The following is a 21,543-nucleotide window of genomic DNA, read 5'->3' on the forward strand; positions in this document are numbered from 1 at the left end:
AAAAATACCCAGGCGCGCCTTATCGGCAGAACCAAGGACTCCTAGAGTGAATTAACCGCGATTGGCCGGAACTGCAGCCATTCTGTCCGGATTTGCTGTGAAATGAATTTTCAACAATAGCAGCGAACAGTTTATATTGGCACTCGACAGTTCGGGTTTACCATACAAAATCCAATGGGTTAGCAACAGATCTTGCCGGGACCCCTATTACCGCTGCCAAAGAGCAGTATGTTTATTAATAAAGAATTTAAAGAGATTATTTTTATATTTACTCTATTTTATAAATTGGAAACTCTCGGCTTGAGTATGTATGAAGGATTATTTTTCGATTATTGTTCATTAACAAAAAATGCTTTTGAGCTGTGATTTTCTTAATATGCCTATCAATGAATATATCAGCTGGTAGGTCTTGATTTATCTCCACTGGAGAGTGATATATTTTCCATAATGCCGTGTCATTCTCAATGACGTTGTCGGCCGGATTATGATAACTATGCTTAAAAGTAATGCAGCTTTTCATTTTATCGGCAACCAGTCTGGCGTAAATGCCGGGCCGGGGTATATGCCCTCGCCGCGTTCCCGATCCTGATGGAGATTGGCAAGGATATCCGGAGGATGGCGATTTTGACCTACCCGGGCTGTTATTTCGGCGAAGCGATCAGATTACTGGAGCTGGTCATATCCCTTGAAGAGCCTTTGGCGGAGCAAAACCAACGCAGCACCCGCAATCTGATTCAAATCTACTCTCTGTCCGGAGGGCGGGTCTTTTCGCCGGCGTCATGTTTGATATATATGGATACCCTGATGATTCAGGGTCCGAAGCCGGTGGATCCCGACCTGTTGATTATTGCCCACGGCGCACGGGCGGCGGCGGATCACGCCGGCGAGTTGTCAGATTGGCTGCGGGAGGTATGTCCCGGGACGAAGCAGATAGTCGCTCTTGGCTCCGGCGTTATTCCACTGGCGGCGGCCGGCCTGCTGAATCATCGAAAAGTGGCTACCCACTCCGCTTGGGTGCCGCTGCTGGCCGAACATTACCCGCTGGTGCAGATCGATGATCTGTCGCCTTTGCAAATAGACGGCAATATTTATACCACCAGCGAACAAATCAATTTGCACGAACTGGCGATGTTGTTGGCAAAAAATAGCCTGTCTCCCGGCCATCGTCCGCCGCAACTGCTCGCGGTATCAAGAACGGGCGACGGCGTGGCGGCGTTCAGCCATGCGTTTACCCGGTCGGATTCCATCGCCCACCGGATCATACTGTGGTGGCTGGCGCATATCGACGAAGATATCAGTATGGAGCGTTCGGCGGAATTTTTATCCATGAGCGAACGAAGTTTCCGGCGTCATTTTAAAACGGAAGTGGGTTACTCGCCGTATTTGTTTTTGTTGCTGTTGCGGCTTGAACTCGCGCGCCAGGCAATGATCGATAGCGATCTTCCCATCGACAAAATTGCCCGTCGAGGGGGGTTGCACGACGGCCAGCAGTTAGCGCGCATGTTCCGCAAATTCATTGAAACATCCCCCCATCGGTACCGAACGGAAAAATGCAATGAGGTGCTGCCGATGCCCCATCCGATCTACGCCGCCTTGTTTGACGGCCGCACCACGCCCCCCTGGCTGCGGGAACTGCAATTCGCGGCGAAGCGAGATCGAGCCGAAGACCGGGGCTCAGGGCTGTGATGATGCGGTTTCACATTTTAAATCGCTGCGAATATCGACGGGTGCGCCGTCATTAAAAGAATAAAATGAAGTTTCATTTACTATAAATTTTGCTAAGAAATAATTATCCGGCCGAAAAAAATATATTACATCCACTCGGTTTTTATCGCTTATGGCGGGCTGTTCGTAAAATAAATATCATCTTTTGGCCGATATTGCGATTATTTAGTCCGTATTTGCGATGGTATAAAACCGTACTTAACTCAAATAGCCGTTATTATGTTTGTGAGAAATGACACAACCAAAGTGCCAAATCCATTCAAATTATCAGTCGCCTCTTTCAAGGAAATATCATGTCCTGCAAACGTCTTTTCAAAGTCGGTGCCCTGTCTGTACTCTGCCTGGGTACCGCTATTGCCAGCCAGGCTTATGCCGCCGGTACGCAAAATGCCAACATCGCGGTTACCGCCGCGGTTGAATCAGCCTGTACCCTTGCCACCACCGCGCTGACGTTCCCCGCCTATACCGGTGCTGCGGTAGTGGATACCACTGCGACCTTGACGGTCACCTGCACCAACGCCGCGCCGTATGTTATGGCCCTCGGCGCGGGTAACGGCGCAGGCGCCACCACCACGGTGCGCGTTTTGACCAGCCCGTCGACCACTTCTGTGCTGAACTACGGTCTGTATAGCGATGCTAACCATACCGTAACCTGGGGCAATACCGTTGGTACCGATACCGTAGGCGGAACCGGTAACGGTGCGGCACAAGACGTGACCGTTTATGGTGAAATCGCCGCTAACCAGCTTTCCGCCCAGGTCGCTACCGATTATGCCGACACCGTCGCTGTGACTGTGACTTACTAAGAAAAGTAAAGCCTAATGCCCAGTAATATCATTTTTATCCGGGTGCTTATGCTGGCAGTCCTGTGGGCCATCGTGCCCCAGGCTTCTGCCCAGGCATTGGCCATCGTGCCCATCCGTCAGGATTTATCATCGGTACACCGTTCCGCCAGTTTTACCTTGACCAACACCTCGGATAAACCGACGTTAATCCAGATTCGCGGTTTCAGCTGGATCCAGAAGGGAAATGACGACAATTTTGTCCCTACCTCCAAGCTGACGGTAAGTCCTCCTTTTGCCACTATTCCGCCGGGCCAATCGCAAACCGTGCGTTTGTTGCTACGGGATCCGGCAACAAGAGACGAAGAGTCCTATCGTATTGTATTTGACCAAATTCCCGATCGCGGCGTTAACCACATTCAATTGACCGTGCGCTTTACCGTACCGGTATTCTCCTTGAGCAATACCCCCGCGCACCCCGACGTGCGGTGGCGCATCGAGCGGCAGGGCAATGATCTGATGCTGGTGGCGGCGAACCAGGGATTATCACATAGCATGCTGGCCAACCTGAGCGCCGCCACAGCCGGCGGCGAATCCCTGAAGCTGGCGGGTCCCGGTATGCCTTATATCCTGGCCGGCAACGAACGCCGCTGGGTTATCAAAGATCCCCGTCATTTGTTAAACACCGGTTCACGTGTTCATGTCATCAATCCGGGTCCGCAGGACAAATCGGACCAATGGGTGAATGTCGGCCCTAGCAATTGATTTCATCACCCTATTGGCGCCAGGCAAGCGGTATGCTCGCCATGGCGCTGATGTGGCCGGCGGCGGCAACCGGCACCCCGCCGGATGCCGGGCAAAGCCTGCTGCTCGATGTGGTGGTGAACGGCCAGGATCATAATAACATTCAGGAAATCGCCCAGCGGCAGGGCGCGCTGCTGTTTACCCGAGAACAGCTTACCGCCTCCGGATTGGTGTTGCACGGTAAGGCGGCTGAAACCGGCGACGGCCTGATTTCATTGGACAGCATCAAGGAGTGGACCTGGCGGCTGGACGCCAATGCACAAACCTTATATCTCAAGGTTCCGGTGCAAAACCAGATTGCCCAGCAGCTCAACGCCGATCCCGGGTCGGCTGACCTGTCGCCCGCCCACAGCGATACCGGCGCGCTGCTGAATTACGATACCGAGTTTACCCACTATGCGGGCCAGACCGGCAATAGCCTGCTGGGAGAGCTGCGGCTGTTCGGCAATCGGGGGGTGCTCAGCAACAACGCCCTTGAAACCCATAATCCCTATCTTAGCCAGACGGTACGGTTGGACAGCACCTATAGCGTCTCCGACGTGGCGACCCTGCGCACCTGGAACGTCGGCGATTATATCAACGGCGGTCTGGACTGGACGCGTCCCGTGCGCATGGCGGGTATGCAAATGATCACTAATTTCGGGCTGCGTCCCGATTTGGTGACCTTTGCGCGGCCCGGCATCAGCGGCGAGGTGGCGGTGCCCTCATCGGTGGATATCTATGTCAACGGACTGCATCAGATGACCACCCAGGTGGACCCCGGTCCGTTTGAAATCAACCAGCTGCCGGTGACCAGCGGCGGCGGGGATGTGTCGATGGTGGTGAAAGACGCCAATGGCCGGCAAACCAACGAGACCCTGCCGTTTTATGCCAGCAGTAATCTATTGCAAAAGGGATTGGATTCCCTGTCCGTTGAAGCCGGCTCGGTGCGCCGGGCATATGCCAGCCGTTCCGATGATTATGCCGGCGGCGCGGCATCCATGAGCTATCGCCACGGCGCCACCGACCGGCTGACCTTGGAAACCCATCTGGAAGGCAGCGAAAAGGTGGCGATGGGGGGCGTGGGGGCTGATATGCTGGTGGGTTCTCTTGGTGTCTTGTCCGGCTCGCTGGCCGTCGGCGGCTACTGCCAGACGCCGGGAACGCAATACGGCGTGGGTTTTGTCCATAACGTTCATGCCTTCAGTTACGGCGCCAGCCTATTAAAGGCCGACTCGCATTTTTACGATCTGGCCTCGGCGTATGGCGACGGCACTCCCGGCACTACCCTGCGGGCCAATGTCGGTTTTCCATTGCCGGGGGGCGGTTCATTCGGCGTGGTCTACGCCAAGCGCTTGGTTAATTATTATAATGATTACAATTATGAATCCACCCGAATAGAAACCTCGACCCTGACCGCCACCTATTCAAGCTCGCTGCCGTTTTTGCGGGCATTTGGCTATGTTACGGCACTGCATGATTTTGATTATGACCATGATAACGCAGTGTTTGTCGGTATTTCCCTGCCCATCGGGCATCGGGCCACGGCCAGCGCCGGCGGCAGCGTCAGCAATGGGGAAAGCTATCAAACCCTGCAGGCGCAGCAGTCCGCGGTCCAGCGGGGCGATATCGGCTGGAGCCTTGGCGAGCAGAACGGATCGATATCCCGGCAGACCGCCGGGCTGGAATATAAATCCGATTGGGGATTGATGGGGGCCCAGGCAGAGCAGGGTACGGCGGGCCAGGCGCAGCGCGGCACCTTGCAGGGGGCCCTGGTGGCCATGGATGGACATGTCTTCGCCGCCAATACCATTCAGGACGGTTTTGCGGTGGTGGATACAGACGGGTTGCCCGGTGTCGAGGTCATGCAGGAAAATCGGCCGGTGGGTAAAACCGATAAAAACGGTTTGCTGTTTGTCGAAGATCTCCGCGCCTACGAGAGCAACCGTTTATCCATTAATCCCAATGATGTACCGATGGACGTCTCCCTTGAAAACGACAATCTCACCGTCAAGCCAAACGATCGATCCGGCGTATTGGCTAAATTCCCCATCCATCATACCAACGGCGCCACTTTGCGGCTGGTGGACTCGCAGCATGTGCCGCTGCCGCTGGGCAGCGTGGCGACACTGGTCAGTGGCGGGGCACAGGCCATGGTGGGGTATGACGGCGTGACCTATTTTGAGAATCTGGCGGAACATAACCGCCTCAAGGTCGCCACACCCGGCCGGCCGGACTGCGGGCTGACCTTCGATTATCGGCCACAGACCGGCGCCATACCGGAAATCGGACCATTGATATGTATCACCGGAGCTTGATTATGCAATTACTGAACGTTGTAGGCATGGTATTGATGTTTATCAGCGGGCCGGCATTGGCCTATGACTGCGGGATTTCCGGCACGCCGCTGAATTTCGGTTCGGTGGAAGGTATTGCCGGACATATACAGCAAAGCACCGCCACCCTGACCGTGGTTTGCCGCACCGGTAATGCCCCGGAAACCGTCAGCTACCAGATTCTGATGGTGGGGCCCACGGGGGATGAGCAGCGACAAATGTCCGTCGGGACGCATAACACCGGCTATCAGCTTTATACCTCGGGAAGTTACCAGCAAGTGTGGAGCAATACCGGCCCGGGCGTTATCAGCGACAGCTACAGTCTCGGGGCCAATGCCACCGTCTCGCGCAACTACACCGTTTATGCCAAAATGAAAGCCGACCGCGCGTCTTCCCCCGGCAATTACACGGATAATGTCGCGGTACAGCTTATCTACTGAACCATTGGATGTTATGGAACCCCTGGTTAAAGTGATTCCTTCACCGCAGAAAAACTGACAAATCACTGTTTTTTGCCGACAATAGTGGCTCATCCCCCATCTAAATTGGGTTAACGAGGACTTTTCGCCGGTTATAGGGATATGTTCATGACCACTTCTTCTCAACGACTGAGCTTCACCCTGGTGCTCGGCTCCCTGGCCGCGCTGGGCCCGCTTTGTACCGATTTCTATTTGCCCTCCCTGCCGGAGCTGGCGGCCGGCCTGGGCACCACTACCGCCACCGCGCAGCTCAGTCTGACCGCCGGGTTGCTCGGGCTGGGCCTGGGCCAGCTGTTTTTCGGTCCCTTGAGCGATAAGCTCGGGCGTATGCGTCCGCTGCTGGCGTCGCTGTTCATCTTACTGCTGGCTTCCATTGGCTGCTCCCTGGCCCGCGATATCTCGCAATTACTGGCGGCGCGTTTTATTCAGGGCCTGGCGGGAGCGGGCGGGGCGGTATTATCCAGAGCGGTGGCCCGTGATTTGTACAACGGCCACGACCTGACCCGGTTTTTCGCCCTGCTGATGCTGGTTAACGGCCTGGCGCCCATCGCCGCGCCGGTAATGGGCGGCGCGCTCTTGTCCTGGACGGATTGGAGGGGTTTGTTTATGGTGCTGGCGGCCATCGCATTGCTGCTGCTGGTATTGAGCGTCTGGCGGCTGCGGGAAACCCTGCCGGCGTCAAGGAGAACCCCGGCGTCCCTGTTCGGGGTTTACGGCGGCCTGGGACATCTGGCGACCCAGCGGCAATTTATGGGATTATGCCTGACCCAGGGGTTCAGCATGGCGGGAATGTTCGCGTATATCGGCGCCTCGCCTTTCGTCCTGCAGCAAATTTACGGTCTCAGCCCCCAGTCCTTCAGCTTTTGTTTTGCCGCCAACGGCCTGGGCCTGATCGCCGCCGCGCAAATCGCCGCCCGCTGCAGCATCAGATTCGGCGAGCTCATCCCGCTGAAAGTCGGCCTTGCCGTGGCGGGCGTGGCGTCGTCGGCCCTGGTGGCCTGCGGCGTGTTCCGGGCGCCGCTGCCCATGATTTTGACGGCGCTGTTTTTTTCCGTGATGATAAACGGATTAATCGGTACCCTGGCTTCTTCCCTTGCTATGCAAAGCCAGGGTAAAAACGCCGGCAGCGCTTCGGCGATTATCGGCGTCGGCATGTTTGCCCTTGGCGCCCTCAGCGTGCCGGTTACCGGTATCGGGGGTACCTCGGTGGTGACGATGGGGCTGACAATTTGGGGATGCTATATCATAGCCATCCTGATATTTACTTTTGTAGTGAATAAAAAGGTACTGGCTTAATACCCTATTAAGGTGATAACGAGGCGTTTTGGTGCTGACTTAAATCCAATAATCAGTTATATATCGCCTAAATGAATGCCGGAGAAGAGCTTATTATCGTTTATTCAAAGAGCGATGTTATAGCTTATTTAGCTCTTCCAGAGTTAATAAACTCTTTAACCCCAAGGAAAAGTCCGGTGATGGTTTTTACGAAAATAAAAACATGTCAATTTTAATCGTACTTTTTTGGTGACAAAAAAATACAGGGTTGAGGAGATTTTCGTTTTCCGATAATCGGATATACTATGGCGTCATTCACTGCGGTCTCGCTGTCATTTTCAGGTAATGAATAATGTTATCTTTTTTTCGTGTCGTTTGTTTGGGTCTGTCGCTTTGTACGCTCGGTAATGGATTGATCGGCGACGCAGAGGCCGCCGTCAGTACGGAGCCGGCGCCGCTGACATCACCTTTGGTAATAGCCTCCGGCAGCGCCATTGTGGTGGATATGGCGGATAACCGTCTGCTTTATGCCGCCAATGCGGATAAAGTGGTGCCCATCGCTTCCTTGTCCAAGTTAATGACCGCCATTGTGGTGCTGGATGCGCATCAGCCGATGGATGAAATTATTTCTGTGGATATTCATCAGACGCCGGAATTGAAAGGCGTATTTTCACGGGTCAGGGTAGGGAGTGAAATCAGCCGGCACGATATGTTGCTGCTGGCGCTGATGTCTTCGGAAAACCGGGCGGCCGCCAGTCTGGCGCATCATTATCCCGGTGGTTATCCGGCGTTTATTGCCGCCATGAATGCGAAAGCCCGATCATTAGGCATGCTGCATACCCATTATGTGGAACCCACCGGGTTATCGGTTAATAACGTGTCGACGGCGCGGGATTTGTCCAAATTGCTTATTGCCAGTGAAAATTATCCGATGCTGAGCGAGCTGAGCACTACCCACGAGACGATGGCGAAGTTCCAGAATCCCCCCTATACCCTGCCGTTCCGTAACACCAATCATCTGGTTTACCGTCCCGACTGGGCGATTCAATTGACCAAAACCGGGTTTACCAATCTGGCGGGGCATTGCCTGGTGATGCGTACGGTGATCAATCATCGGCCGGTGGGGTTGGTGGTGCTGGACGCGTTCGGTAAATATACGCATTTTGCCGATGCCAACCGTATCCGCAGCTGGCTGGAAACCGGCAAGTCTTCGCCGGTGCCGGCGGCGGCTTTGGATTACAAGAAGCAGAAGGCCCGCCAGTCCGGCGTGACGGCGCAGAATAACAGCCGCGACCAGAACGGTATCGCGGATTAGGTCATTCCTTCCTTGGCGCGGTCTCCCTTCAACCGGCCCGTTGCACGATCGGTGATGGCGGGCCTACCGGGCCATGGGACGCTCTCCCTTATTGCGGGGTGCGCAGATCCGCCACGATGTCGCCGTACTGTGCGGCTTCTTCCTCATGGCTTTCATCCCGCCACTCTTCCGCCAGCGCCTGCCGATACCACTCTTCCATGGCCGGTAGTGCCAGCATGGTCTGGCACCAGCGCTGGGCGGCGGCGGACAGCGGCAGTCCATAACTTTGAATGCGAAAAACCACCGGGGCATAAAAGGCATCCGCGGCGCTGAAGTCAGGGCCGGCCAGGAACGGACCGCCAAACTGCGTCAAGCCCTGTTGCCATAGCGCATCCAGCCGGGCGAGATCGGCGTTTAATTCCGGCGGCAGCGCCGTCAGCTTTACCCGTATTCCGCAATTCATCGGGCACATGGTGCGAAGCCGGGTAAATCCGGCGTGCATTTCCGCCGCGGCGCACCGCGCCCAGGCCCGGGCCTGGTACTCCTCCGGCCAGACCCCGGCATGGATCTCCGCCAGATATTCGGCGATGGCCAGGGAATCCCATATTGCCATCGCGCCGTCATACAGCACCGGCACCCGGCCGGTGGGAGAAAAATGCTGAAAAACATCGGCGTTATTGTTGCCCTGAAACTGATGAGTCGTTTCAGCGAAAGGAATGTTCAGGGCTTTCATTAAAAGCCAGGGGCGCAGTGACCAGGACGAGTAATTCTTATTGGCGATATGCAGTTCATACACGATTCATCACTCCCTCGTATTCAGCATGGCGGCGTATGCCGTTCAAGCGACGATCATTTCTCTGACGGAGAACGGCAGGGGGATAGGGTCACTTTAAAACGGGGCGTGCGATAGCCGGGGACCGTACCGGAATCCACAATACCCTCTTCACGGGCGCCCATGCGCTGGAAAAACCCGGCGGCGGCCGGGTCGCAGTCAATCAGTAAACGCTTGGCTCCGGCCCGGTGCGCCGCTTTCAGCGACCAACCGAACAGCGCCTTGCCGATACCGTGTTTGGTCTTGTCCGGCGACACGAACAGTCGCTGGAGAAAAGCGATTTCATCCTCGAAGTAGAGCTGGGCGGCCCCCAGCAAGGTGCTGTCGGCCTCCGCCACGCAAATTGAGGTCTTTTCCATGTCCGAGGGACGAAACCTGAGCATCTCCCGGCACCCGCGCATAAACGCGTCGTCATAACCTGATAATGCTTTCGATTGCAAACAGAGCTCTGTGAGTTTTTCCAACTCATCAATACGGGCCGCTCTGAGCTGAAGCATCAACTTTTCCTCTCTTGGCAACGGTAAATCTGCAGCACCAGGTCGGTGGTCCGCCTGGCATCCTTACCGTCCGCCAGCGGCGTGGTTCCCCGTGCCACCGCCTGTTCAAAGTCCGCCAATACCGCGGCATGGCGTGAAAAATCGGTTACGGTCGGGCTGCTGGCGCCGGGGTCGTCGGCCGGAGGAACGGTGCTGGCGGGGTTATCAATGCCCTCTACATGCCAGTCGCTGATGCAATCGTTAAGCAGCGTAAACGTGCCTTTTGCACAGCTCACTTCCAGCCGCGGCGGATATCCCGGCGGGGCGCAGGTGGAGGCCACGATGGTGCCGATCATGCCGTTGTCATAGCGCAGCACTACCGCGCCGTGATCTTCGGCTTCAATCCGGTGGGCGAAGGTATCCAATTCGCCCTGTACCCGCGCGGGCATACCGAACAGCCAGATATAGTTATCGATATTGTGGCAGGCCTGCTGCATAAAGACGCCGCCGCCGTCGAGGGCATAGCCGCCGCGGTAATCGGCGCTGTCATAATAGCGCTGGTCGCGCCAGAAACGGCAGCTCAGATCGGCGGAGTAGATCCGGCCGAAGGCCCCTTGTTCCATCAGGGCTTTCACCGCCATGTTATCAGGGTTGGTCCGGCGCTGGTAACTGACCGCCAGGGTAACGTTTGCCCGGGCCGCCGCGTCGATCATGCCGTCCATCGCCCCTTGGGTGATATCCAGCGGTTTTTCCACCAGCACATGCTTGCCCAGGCGCGCGGCTTCGATGGCGCTTTGGTGGTGCAGGCCGTTTGGCGTGGTGATAATAACCGCGTCGAACGGACGATCGACCTCCGCCAGGGTCGGCCAGCAGGGCAAGCGGTAATCATTGTCTCCGGAGGTTTTGCTGCGTGATACAAACCCGATCAGTTCGCATGCCGGTAATGATTGCAGGGCGCTGATATAGGTTTTGCTGATATTGCCCGTTCCGATAATGACATATTTCATAAGTGATTCGGTGCCTTGTAGAAAAAGAAGAACCGATCATCCCTGAAGGCCATGATAACCGGCAGAAGACCCGGCATACTTCCTCGCGGGAGCAAGGCGCGTCTCCTGTGAGACAATCGTCAGCTCCCGTATAGACCGATCATGGCTTGTTACACTGCAAAGCAGTATTGCAAAGGTAATGGCGCTTGCCAAGCCCCCTGCCGCGACTAATGGATGAGACGCCGGAATTCTCCATAGGGCCGTCCGGCGTAACCTGTCTTGGGATGGCGTTCGCCGGCGTTAAATCAGGATTATTTATGCTCAGCGGGTCCTTCGCCCCAATGCTTTAGTTTGCTGGTTTTACCGATGCCGGGATTGAAGCTGTTGGTGGGATCGGTTTGCCGGTAAAACGCCGCCAGCGACGGTTTTGCCTGGTAGAGGTGGCCGACGTTATGCTCGGCGGGATATTCGGCGTGCCGCTTGTCCAGCTCCTCCAGCATGCGCTGTTTGAGGGCGTGGCTGTCGACGCCCTTGGCGACGATATAGTCCTGGTGGAAGACATGGCACATGAAATGGCCGTAATAGAGTTTCGCCACCAACTGCCGGTCAATGTCCGGCGGCAGGGTTTCGAACCATTGGGTTTCATTGCGGGGCAGGGCGATATCCAGCGCCAGGATGTCCTCCACCTTGTCGCTATGGACGGCGTGATAACGGACAGCGGCGCCGGCGGCGGCGAAACGGTGTAAAAAGGCTTTGTTTCCTTCCTCCGGCGTGCAGGCAAAATAATCCCCCTCGGCCCGGGCGAAATAATCGGCCAGGTAATGGCGGGCCTCATCGATGCCGGCGCCGGACATTTTCAGCAGCAGGTGGTGTTCATAGCGATCCCGGTACTCTTTTATTCGTTGCGGCAGGTGGCTCGGCCAGAGCCGGCTCAGTCCCTGCAGGAAACGATCGCTGAGCTGCGAAGGCAGCCAGGACTGGGCGTTGAGGGTGGCGTCGACGCGTCCCTTCAGTTGAAACAGCCAGGGCATGCGATCGGTGCCCAGGCGGTTGATCATCACAAAGGTATCTTTACCGTAGGTCTCGGCGATATCGAAACAGTCCCGGTGCATATATTCCCCGGCCACCGGCAGTTGGCTGAAGCCGGAGAGGATATCCCGCCTCAGGGCGGTGAGCACTTGGGGGTCGTTGGTGCCGATATAGAACACCTGCTGCTGATCTTCGGCGGGGAAAGTATCCAGGCGCGCGGCGAAAACCGCCAGTTTACCGGCGCTGCCGGCGGCCTCGAACAGGCGGCGCCGGTCGGCATTGAACCGGGACGGGGTGTCGGCATCCACTTCCCGTACCCGCTGCGCATAGTCATGATCCGAACAGTCCCGCTGCGGCGGCAGAATATCCGTGGGCCCGTATTGTCCGTTCTCCAGCCGGGTGAGGATCTGTTCCGGCGTGCCCCCCAGTTCGATACCCAGATGGTTGACCAGAGTCAGGTCGCCGTCGGCATTGATTTTCGCATACAGCGCCATTTCGGTGTAGGCCGGCCCGCGTTTAACCAGTGAACCGCCGGAATTATTGCAAATGCCGCCGATGACCGATGCGCCGAGGCAGGAGGAACCGATGACCGAGTGCGGCTCGCGCCGGTAGGGTTTGAGGCGGTTTTCCAGCTCGTACAGCGTACTGCCGGCCAGGGCGATGACCTGCTGCCCTTCGTCGATAACCTGGATGCCTCCCAGCCGCCGGGTGCTGATTATCACCACCTCGCGGTCATAATCCGCACCGTTGGGGGTGGACCCTTCCGTCAGTCCGGTATTGGCCGATTGCATGATAATGACCTTATCGGCGGCGACGCAGGTTTCCAGAACCCGCCAAAGGGCAAGCAGCGAATCGGGCAGCACCACCGCCAGCGCCGGTCCGCTGCCGGAACGGAAACCCTTGCGGTAGCGCTGGGTTTGGCGCTCCCCGGTGAGCACATTATGCCTGCCGGCCAGGGTCTTGAGCTGTTCGATAAATATATGCGATGAATAAGGCGAACGTTGCGGCATGATAATGTCCCTTGATTATAATTTATACGGACGCGGCGCAGGCGGCGCACAGCCGCGGGAGCTGACCGACAGTTTAATCCAATATCGCCGCGCCGCCTTGATGGGTGCAGGTTCAGAGTGATTAACCAGCAGGATTTTTACCGGGCCTGTTATGCTGCTTTTATTATCATACATCTCGGTTAACAGGACGGCGGGATTTTCTGCCGCCGGCGCGGACGATTATTTCAGCACTCATCTGGAAACAAATGCTTTCAATAATTTAACCTTACCCTTTCGGCTTTGTGATGGGCTACACTGAGGCTAATAAATCTCGGTGGCATAGTGACAAAAACATCCATGACCGGGCTATATGCCCGGTTTGCTTTTGCGATTGTGAGAATAACGATATGAAATGGCTGTGTTCAATAAGCCTGTTTGTAGCATTAACGCTCAATTCCGCTTTGGCGGACAATACCCAGCTTCCTTCCCCCGATTTGCCCCGTGATGCTTATGTCAACGCATTGCTGCAAAAAATGACCCTGTCGGAAAAAATCGGCCAATTGCGCCTTATCAGCGTCGGACCGGACAATCCCAAAGAGGCCATCCGTGAAATGATAAAAAAAGGACAGGTGGGGGCCATTTTCAACACCGTTACCCGTCCCGATATCCGGGCTATGCAAGACCAGGTCATGCAACTGAGCCGCCTTAAAATTCCGTTATTTTTTGCTTATGATATCGTCCACGGTCAACGTACCGTGTTCCCCATCAGCCTCGGGCTGGCCGCCAGCTGGAATCTTGACGCGGTTGCCACCAGCGCGCGCATCGCGGCCTTTGAAGGCAGCGAGGACGGTCTGAACATGACCTGGGCGCCGATGGTGGACATTACCCGCGATCCCCGCTGGGGCCGGGTATCGGAAGGCTTGGGGGAAGATACCTTCCTGGCGAGTGAAATGGGCCGGGTGATGGTGTCGTCGTTCCAGGGCGATAATCCCGCCGGCCGGCACTCCCTGATGACCAGCGTCAAGCATTTCGCCCTGTATGGCGCGGCGGAGGGCGGCCGGGATTACAACACCGTCGACATGAGCCCGCAGCGGATGTTCCAGGATTACCTGCCGCCCTATAAAGCGGCGCTGGATGCCGGCAGCGGCGGCGTCATGGTGGCGCTGAACTCCATTAACGGCACTCCCGCCACCGCCAACACCTGGCTGCTGAAAGATCTGCTGCGCAAGCAATGGCATTTTTCCGGTATCGCCATCAGCGACCACGGCGCGGTTAAAGAATTGATTAACCACGGCGTCGCCGGTTCGCCGAAAGAGGCGGTGAAAATCGCGCTGGATGCCGGTATCGATATGAGCATGGGCGATATCTATTTCAGCCGCTATTTGCCGGAAATGATTAAAAGCGGCGAGGTCAGCGAGTCGGAGCTCGACGATGCCGTGCGCCACGTGCTGAATGTGAAATACGATATGGGACTGTTCCGCGATCCCTACAGCCATCTGGGGCCGGTGGGCAGCGATCCCAAGGATACCAATGCCGAAAGCCGTCTCCATCGCGCCGAGGCGCGTGAAGTGGCCCGGCAAAGCCTGGTCCTGCTGAAAAACCGCCTGCAGACCCTGCCGTTGAAAAAACAGGGCACCATCGCGGTTATCGGGCCGCTGGCGGACAGCCAGCGCGATATCATCGGCAGCTGGTCGGCGGCCGGTCGCATCGATCAGGCCGTTACGCTGCTGGCGGGAATACGCAACGCGGTGGCGGGAAAAGCCACCGTGGTCTACGCCAGGGGATCGAATATCACCGATCATAAAGATATGGTGGCTTTCCTCAACAGCTATGAAGTATCGGTGAAGCAGGATCCGCGCACGCCGCAGGCTATGTTGGACGAAGCGGTCAAGACCGCTGAACGGGCGGATGTGATCGTGGCGGCGGTGGGCGAGTCCCAGGGCATGGCCCATGAGGCTTCCAGCCGCAGCAATATCACCATTCCCGACGGCCAGCGCCGGCTGATTGACGCCTTGAAGGCCACCGGCAAACCGCTGGTGCTGGTGCTGATGAACGGACGTCCGCTGGCGCTGGTGCATGAAAATCAGCAAGCGGACGCTATCCTTGAGACCTGGTTCAGCGGCACCGAAGGCGGCAACGCCATCGCCGATGTGTTGTTCGGCGATTACAATCCTTCCGGTAAGCTCCCCATGTCGTTTCCGCGCTCGGTGGGGCAGATTCCCATTTATTACAATCACCTGCCTACCGGGCGGCCCTATAATCCCCAGGCGCCGGACAAATACACCTCGCATTATTTTGACGAGGCCAACGGTCCGCTCTATCCGTTCGGTTATGGCTTGAGCTATACCCGTTTCAGCGTCTCGGATGTGAAGCTGTCCAGTCCCACCATGCCTCGCGACGGCAGCATCAATGTCAGCGTGACCCTGACCAATACCGGCGATCGCGACGGCGATACCGTGGCCCAGCTTTATATTCATGATGTCAAGGCCTCCATCAGCCGGCCGGTGCAGATGTTAAGAGGGTTCCGGCAGGTGTTCCTGAAGGCCGGCGAATCGAAGCAGGTGACATTCAAGCTCGATGCCGAGGCCCTGAAATTCTATAATCAACAGATGCAATGGGTGGCCGAGCCGGGCGCCTTCGATGTGATGGTGGGGCTGGACTCCGCCCGGGTCAAAACGGCCCGATTCCAGCTGTTGTAGTCAGGCCATGCGGCCAAAGGGGATATCAGGATGCCCGAGGCGGGTGCCGTCAGGTTTTATCCCATGCCGCGAATGAGAGGATAGATGGAGCGGTTGCGTCTGCTGATTGAAAAACAGGTGCTTGGGGTCAGCGGCGTGGCCCTGGGCAATATCGATTTTTCCCATCCGGCGGGAGATCCTGGGCTCTATGGTCCGGATTCGGTGGTCTGGCAGGTACACGGCGATTTCACCTCGATGATGTGCGGCGGCATCAGCGCCTTGCTGCTGCAAATGCTGCATCCTTCGGCATTGGCGGGGGTCTGGGATCACTCTAATTTCCGCGAGGATATGTTGGGCCGGCTGCGGCGCACCGCGCAATTTATCTCCGGCACCAGCTTCGGGCCCCATGAGGCGGCCTGGGGGCTGATTGAAAAAGTGAAAGCAATCCATGAGCGCGTCAGCGGCGTGGACAGCCGCGGCGTTCCCTATCGGGCCAGCGATCCGGCGCTGCTCACCTGGGTGCATGTCGCCGAAGCCCATAGCTTTCTCTGCGCTCACCTGCGCTGGTGTAACCCGGCCCTCGGCGCCGGCGAACAGGACCGGTATTACCGGGAAGCGGCGCGGGTCGCCGAGGCGCTGGGGGCGGCGGATATCCCCGATAACCGGCGGGATGTGGCGCTGTATCTGCAAAAAATGCGGCCGGCGCTGCGCTGCGACGAGCGAACCCGCGAGGTGACCCGCCTGTTATTGAACGCGTCTTTGCCCGGCGGCCTGGCGGGACCGATGGGACGCCTGATGATGCGCGCCGGCATTGATCTCCTGCCGGACTGGGCCAGGGGCCAGATGCAGCTGGCCGGCACCCCCGGCGGCCCCTGGCTTATCGATCCCCCGGTACGCCTGCTGGCATGGGTTTTACGCTGGGCGGTACGCAACGGAGCCCGGCATCGCGCCATGGCGCGTGTCGGCCTAACATCCTAACTGCTGCTTTTAGTTAAACAGAGGTTAAATAAAACCGGTATCATTGCCAGGAAAGCGTGTTTTTTGAACTATTCTGCCGTTTGGCCGCAGATTTTTTATTTTTGCGCCGATAAACTCAAGGCAGAAAAATTCACCGAGGCATTAAGTTATGGCATTTACTGAAGTCATCCTGGTGGATGAGCGGGATCAGCCGGTGGGCCGCATGGAAAAGCTTAAAGCGCACCGGGAAGGGTTGCTGCACCGAGCCGTGACGGTCTATTTATTTAATCCCGAAGGCGATCTGCTGCTTCAGCAGCGGGCCGAAAGTAAATATCACTGCGGCGGATTATGGAGCAACACCTGCTGCGGTCATCCCATGCCGCGCGAGGAAACCGCGTCCGCGGCGCAACGGCGGCTCTATGAAGAGATGGGGCTCAATTGCGCCCTGACGCCGATCTTTACGCTGCAGTACCGTTTGCCCCTGTCCAACGGCCTGGTGGAGCATGAGTTGGGGCACGTCTTTTTCGGCATCAGCGGGCAGACGCCGAAACTTAATCCCGGCGAGGCCATGGCCTACCGCTATCAGCCGTTAACGGCGCTATTGGCGGAAACCCAGCGTGACCCGGCGCTGTTCACTCCGTGGTTTTTGCTCACGCTGCCCGACATTCCTCCTTATTTTAATGAGTTCCTGCGTTTAAGACATGCCGGGTAGTTCCGCCATTTTTGTATCCTGCAAAAGGTTCTATTCTTATACATTCTTTTTGGGTGAATAAATTCACATATGAACTATTATTTCAGTTACATATACCCCAAATAATAAACTTATAGGAACCCTCTTTATGGCCCTTATCTTTCATCAAGGACGTTTACTCGGCCTCGCCGCTATCATGCTGGGCATGACTCTGGGCGCGCAGGCGGCGGATCAACCGGTTCGTGTCGGTTCCAAAATAGATACCGAAGGCTCGTTGCTGGGCAATATCATCGTTCAGGTATTGGAATCCCACGGTGTCAAAACCATCAATAAATCGCAGTTGGGCACCACCCAGGTGTTACGGGGCGCCATTACTTCCGGTGAAATTGATATCTATCCGGAATATACCGGCAACGGCGCGTTCTTTTTCAATGATGACAAAGACCCGGCCTGGAAAGACGCCAATGCCGGCTATCAAAAAGTCAAAAAGCTCGACTACGATAAAAATCATATCGTGTGGCTTGATCCGTCGCCGGCCAATAACACCTGGACCATCGCTATCCGCGAGGATTTGGCGAAAGGACAGCATATCGATTCCCTGAGCGATTTAAGCCGCTATCTCAAGAGCGGCGGCAAGTTCAAGCTGGCGGCTTCCGCTGAATTCATCGAGCGTCCCGATGCCTTGCCGGCGTTTGAAAAGACCTATGATTTCAAACTCCAGCAGGATCAGCTGCTGTCCCTGGCCGGCGGCGATACCGCGGTCACCCTGAAAGCCGCGGCGGAACAGACCTCCGGCGTCAACGCCGCCATGGCCTACGGCACCGATGGTCCGGTGGCCGCCCTGGGGTTGCATACCCTGGCCGATCCTGACGGCGTACAGCCGATATACGCGCCGACCCCCATCATTCGCGAGTCGGTTTTAAAACAGCATCCCGATATAGCGCAGTGGCTAAAACCGGTCTTTGCCTCGCTGGATACGCAAACGCTGCAAAAGCTGAATGCCAGTATCGCGGTTGAGGGGCAAAACGCCAGCAAGGTCGCGGCGGATTACCTCAAGCAGAAAGGACTGATAAAATAATCCGGTTCCGGGCGCCGGGGAGAAAAGGGTATTTTGGTTAAAAATCCTGTACTGCTGACGCTGTTCATACTGCTGCTGGCGGCGGGGCTGCTGCTGCCGTTTGTCAATTATGCCCCCAACCGGCTGATGTCCGGCCGCGGCATCGGCCTGGAAGAACTGCTGACCGGCTACTGGCTCTGGCTGCCGGTACCGGCGCTGTTGGCCGGCGCCCTGTGCTTTATCACGCCGTCCCGGCCGCTCTCGGTGGCGGTGACGATACTGGCGGAGCTGCTGCTGTTCTGCCTGGTGGCGCTGGCGGGGAGCACGGCGGCCCGTTTGGCGGGACAGGGCGGTTATCTGGTGCGCACCTCCTTCGGCAGCGGATTCTGGCTGATGGCGGCGCTGTGCTTGCTGATGGCCGCGGATGCCATTGGCCGGGCCACGGCCAGCCATGCGCTGCGGGTATTGGCCAACGCGCAGCTCTGGCTGCCGCTGGCGCTGCTGCTGATGGCCGGTCGTCTGGACGAGCTGTCGCTGCTCAAAGAGTACGCCAATCGCCAGCAGGTTTTCCAGGCGGCCCTCGGCGAGCATTTGACCCTGCTGTTCGGTACCCTGGCGCCGGCCATACTCATCGGCATTCCGTTGGGTTTTATCTGCCATCACTCGGCCCGCTGGCGGCCGGCGCTGTTTTCCACCCTGAATATTATCCAGACCATTCCCGCCATCGCCCTGTTCGGCCTGCTGATTGCTCCCTTAAGCGGATTATCCGCCGCCTGGCCCTGGCTGCGGGACGCGGGCATCGGCGGAATCGGCCTGGCGCCGGCCCTGATTGCGCTGGTGCTTTATGCGTTATTGCCTCTGGTGCGCAGCGTGCACGCCGGTTTGCAGCAGGTCCCCGCCGAGGTGATTGAAACCGCCCTCGGCATGGGCATGACCCGCCCGCAGATTTTCCTGCGGGTGGAGGTGCCGCTGGCGCTGCCGATGATACTGTCCGGGATACGTATCATCGCGGTGCAGACGGTGGGCATGGGCATGGTGGCGGCGTTAATCGGCGCCGGCGGTTTCGGTGCCCTTATGTTCCAGGGGTTGCTCAGCAGCGCCCTGGAACTGGTGCTGCTGGGCGTTATCCCGGCCATCGCCCTGGCGGTGGTGGTGGATCAACTGTTTAAACTGATCGTTTCATTTCTTCACCAGGTGCGCCAATGATCCAATTTCAGCAGGTGAGCAAATATTTCCACGGCAAGCCGGCGGTGGAAGATCTGAATCTGAATATTGCCGCCGGTGAATTTACCGTGCTTATCGGCACCTCCGGTTCGGGCAAATCCACCACGCTGAAAATGATTAATCGCCTGATTGAACACGACCGGGGGAAAATCCTGTTCGCCGGTGATGAAATCCACAGTTTCAAGCCGCAGGAGCTGCGTCGCCGCATGGGTTACGCCATCCAGTCCATCGGATTGTTTCCACACTGGACGGTGGAACAGAACATTGCCACCGTGCCGCAACTGCTGAAATGGCCCCGGGGAAAAATACGCGATCGGGTGACTGAACTGCTTGAGCTGCTGCATCTGGACGCGGCGCAATTTCGCGGCCGTTATCCCCATCAATTATCCGGCGGCCAGCAGCAGCGGGTTGGGGTAGCCCGCGCCCTGGCCGCCGATCCGGAAGTCCTGCTGATGGATGAGCCGTTCGGCGCACTGGACCCGGTCACCCGCGGCGCGCTGCAACTGGAAATTGCCCGCATCCATCAACTGTCCGGCCGTACCATCGTGCTGGTTACCCACGATATCGACGAAGCGCTGGCCCTGGCGGATCGCATCGTGCTGCTGGATCAAGGCAAAATTGTCCAGCAAGGATCCCCTCGTCATCTGTTGACGCAGCCGGCCAATGCCTTTGTGCGACATTTCTTCGGCCAGAACGATATCGGCATCAAATTGCTGGGGCTGGGAGCGGCGGGAGATCGGGCCCATAAAGGAGAACGGCTGGAGGGGAAGGGCATTCCCGCCGATATGACCCTGCGGGAAGCCCTGTCGGAATTCGTGGCCCGCCGGACCGAACGATTGCCGGTGGTGGATGCGTCAGGCAACGCGGTGGGCGTGCTGCATATCGGCGACCTGGTTAACCCCACCGGGGAGGAGGCGTCCGATGCCGCGCCGGATACTCACTGATCCGCTGTTATGGTGTCTGTTGCTGCTGCTGGGCCTGATGTTCGGCATGCCGCGACTGGATGGCTTGTTCGCCTGGCTTTTCCCGGCTCTCGATCGTCCTGTATATCTGCAGGACAGTTTTGCCTCCCTGGCCTGGGCGCATCTGCAGCTGGTGCTGATATCCAGCGTTATCGCCGTGCTTATCGGCGTGGGGGCCGGCATCGGCGTAACACGCCCGGCGGGTATTGAATTCCGCTCGCTGGTGGAGACGGTAGTGGCGGTGGGCCAGACCTTTCCGCCGGTGGCCGTGTTGGCTGTTGCGGTGCCGGTAATGGGGTTCAGCGAACAGCCGGCCATTATCGCCCTGGTGCTGTACGGTCTGCTGCCCATCGTGCAGGGCACCATCACCGGCATTGAATCGGTACCGGATTCCATCCTTGAGACCGCCACCGGCGCCGGCATGACCCGCCGCCAAATATTAACCCGGGTGGAGTTACCGCTGGCGGCGCCGGTGATCATCACCGGTATCCGCACCTCGGTTATCATCAATATCGGCACCGCCGCCATCGCCTCCACCGTGGGCGCCAAGACCCTCGGCACGCCGATCATCATCGGCCTGAGCGGCTTTAACACCGCCTATGTGCTCCAGGGCGCGATATTGGTGGCGCTGTTGGCCATCATAAGCGACATGCTGTTCGAACGCGCCCTGGCGGCCCTACGCCACCCCTAGGGCGCGCCCGTCAGCTATGAACGATGATGATATAACCCGCCAGCATCACGCCGCCGATACCGCCGAGGGCCATAAGGGATATCACGCTGAAAACGACGGCTCTGGTGAAATTCATACATTTCCTTAATGCGGGGCAAGCGACCATTATAAAGCCTGCCGCCCCCGATACAAGCGCCCCACAGCACGGTAAGCCCGCTAACACCTTGGCATGGACCGGGGGTGTTAATGGTCACCCTAGCCGTCTTTATGCTATCCAAATTGCGATGCCCCCTGAAGATATAGCCAGTATCGGGCTGA

18 protein-coding genes are annotated in these 21,543 nt (G+C 57.4%); 14 read left to right on the forward strand and 4 right to left on the reverse strand.

Annotation, left to right across the window (positions count from 1 at the left end):
- The first annotated feature begins 615 nt into the window (after positions 1–615).
- From ACL2XO_RS09250 to pbpG, 7 genes are all read left to right on the forward strand, one after another.
- Positions 616–1,686, forward strand: a complete 1,071-nt coding sequence (locus tag ACL2XO_RS09250) for a helix-turn-helix domain-containing protein (protein WP_413723744.1) — start codon at positions 616–618, stop codon at positions 1,684–1,686.
- Positions 1,687–2,018: 332 nt separating this feature from the next.
- Positions 2,019–2,531: a spore coat protein U domain-containing protein gene (locus ACL2XO_RS09255; RefSeq protein ID WP_413723745.1), complete on the forward strand. Its 513-nt coding sequence runs from the start codon at positions 2,019–2,021 to the stop codon at positions 2,529–2,531.
- A gap of 15 nt (positions 2,532–2,546) precedes the next feature.
- Positions 2,547–3,272, forward strand: coding sequence for a molecular chaperone (locus tag ACL2XO_RS09260; protein WP_132922718.1), 726 nt, complete (start codon positions 2,547–2,549; stop codon positions 3,270–3,272).
- 32 nt (positions 3,273–3,304) lie between these two features.
- Positions 3,305–5,608 (forward strand): fimbria/pilus outer membrane usher protein, encoded by a 2,304-nt coding sequence (locus ACL2XO_RS09265; RefSeq protein WP_413742582.1) that lies wholly within the window; start codon positions 3,305–3,307, stop codon positions 5,606–5,608.
- Between the two features lie 2 nt (positions 5,609–5,610).
- Positions 5,611–6,066 (forward strand): spore coat protein U domain-containing protein, encoded by a 456-nt coding sequence (locus ACL2XO_RS09270; protein WP_132922716.1) that lies wholly within the window; start codon positions 5,611–5,613, stop codon positions 6,064–6,066.
- 147 nt (positions 6,067–6,213) lie between these two features.
- On the forward strand, positions 6,214–7,401 hold the full coding sequence (locus ACL2XO_RS09275) for a multidrug effflux MFS transporter (RefSeq protein WP_132922715.1): 1,188 nt from the start codon (positions 6,214–6,216) through the stop codon (positions 7,399–7,401).
- 331 nt (positions 7,402–7,732) lie between these two features.
- Positions 7,733–8,695: a D-alanyl-D-alanine endopeptidase gene (pbpG, locus tag ACL2XO_RS09280; protein ID WP_413723748.1), complete on the forward strand. Its 963-nt coding sequence runs from the start codon at positions 7,733–7,735 to the stop codon at positions 8,693–8,695.
- 88 nt (positions 8,696–8,783) lie between these two features.
- Here the strand turns inward: pbpG and ACL2XO_RS09285 are convergent, their stop codons facing one another.
- The 4 genes from ACL2XO_RS09285 to dld form a co-directional block, all read right to left on the reverse strand.
- Positions 8,784–9,470 carry a glutathione S-transferase family protein gene (locus tag ACL2XO_RS09285; protein ID WP_413723749.1) on the reverse strand — a complete coding sequence of 229 codons (687 nt, stop codon included), beginning with the start codon at positions 9,468–9,470 and terminating at the stop codon, positions 8,784–8,786.
- A gap of 53 nt (positions 9,471–9,523) precedes the next feature.
- A complete protein-coding gene (locus tag ACL2XO_RS09290; protein ID WP_132922712.1) occupies positions 9,524–10,003 on the reverse strand; it encodes a GNAT family N-acetyltransferase in 480 nt (159 codons plus the stop codon).
- Entirely contained in the window at positions 10,003–10,989 is a 987-nt protein-coding gene (locus ACL2XO_RS09295) for a Gfo/Idh/MocA family protein (RefSeq protein WP_413723750.1), read from the reverse strand. The genes ACL2XO_RS09290 and ACL2XO_RS09295 overlap by 1 nt, the downstream gene beginning before the upstream one ends.
- A gap of 290 nt (positions 10,990–11,279) precedes the next feature.
- Complete coding sequence (dld, locus tag ACL2XO_RS09300) at positions 11,280–13,007, reverse strand: D-lactate dehydrogenase (protein WP_132922710.1); 1,728 nt, start codon at positions 13,005–13,007, stop codon at positions 11,280–11,282.
- A gap of 386 nt (positions 13,008–13,393) precedes the next feature.
- On the opposite strand from dld, the gene bglX reads away from it, so the two are divergent.
- From bglX to ACL2XO_RS09335, 7 genes are all read left to right on the forward strand, one after another.
- Positions 13,394–15,685 (forward strand): beta-glucosidase BglX, encoded by a 2,292-nt coding sequence (gene bglX, locus ACL2XO_RS09305; protein ID WP_132922709.1) that lies wholly within the window; start codon positions 13,394–13,396, stop codon positions 15,683–15,685.
- Positions 15,686–15,769: 84 nt separating this feature from the next.
- Entirely contained in the window at positions 15,770–16,642 is an 873-nt protein-coding gene (locus ACL2XO_RS09310) for an oxygenase MpaB family protein (protein ID WP_413742583.1), read from the forward strand.
- Positions 16,643–16,790: 148 nt separating this feature from the next.
- Positions 16,791–17,333: an isopentenyl-diphosphate Delta-isomerase gene (idi, locus tag ACL2XO_RS09315; protein ID WP_132922707.1), complete on the forward strand. Its 543-nt coding sequence runs from the start codon at positions 16,791–16,793 to the stop codon at positions 17,331–17,333.
- Positions 17,334–17,508: 175 nt separating this feature from the next.
- Positions 17,509–18,390: an ABC transporter substrate-binding protein gene (locus tag ACL2XO_RS09320; RefSeq protein ID WP_413726901.1), complete on the forward strand. Its 882-nt coding sequence runs from the start codon at positions 17,509–17,511 to the stop codon at positions 18,388–18,390.
- Between the two features lie 30 nt (positions 18,391–18,420).
- Positions 18,421–19,575, forward strand: coding sequence for an ABC transporter permease (locus ACL2XO_RS09325; RefSeq protein ID WP_203523130.1), 1,155 nt, complete (start codon positions 18,421–18,423; stop codon positions 19,573–19,575).
- A complete protein-coding gene (locus ACL2XO_RS09330; protein WP_132922705.1) occupies positions 19,572–20,537 on the forward strand; it encodes an ABC transporter ATP-binding protein in 966 nt (321 codons plus the stop codon). The genes ACL2XO_RS09325 and ACL2XO_RS09330 overlap by 4 nt, the downstream gene beginning before the upstream one ends.
- Complete coding sequence (locus ACL2XO_RS09335) at positions 20,515–21,246, forward strand: ABC transporter permease (RefSeq protein ID WP_413723755.1); 732 nt, start codon at positions 20,515–20,517, stop codon at positions 21,244–21,246. The genes ACL2XO_RS09330 and ACL2XO_RS09335 overlap by 23 nt, the downstream gene beginning before the upstream one ends.
- Positions 21,247–21,543 lie beyond the last annotated feature (297 nt).

It is taken from the genome of Sodalis sp. RH15 (genome assembly GCF_047324255.1).
In the GTDB taxonomy this organism is placed as follows: domain Bacteria; phylum Pseudomonadota; class Gammaproteobacteria; order Enterobacterales; family Enterobacteriaceae; genus Acerihabitans; species Acerihabitans ligni.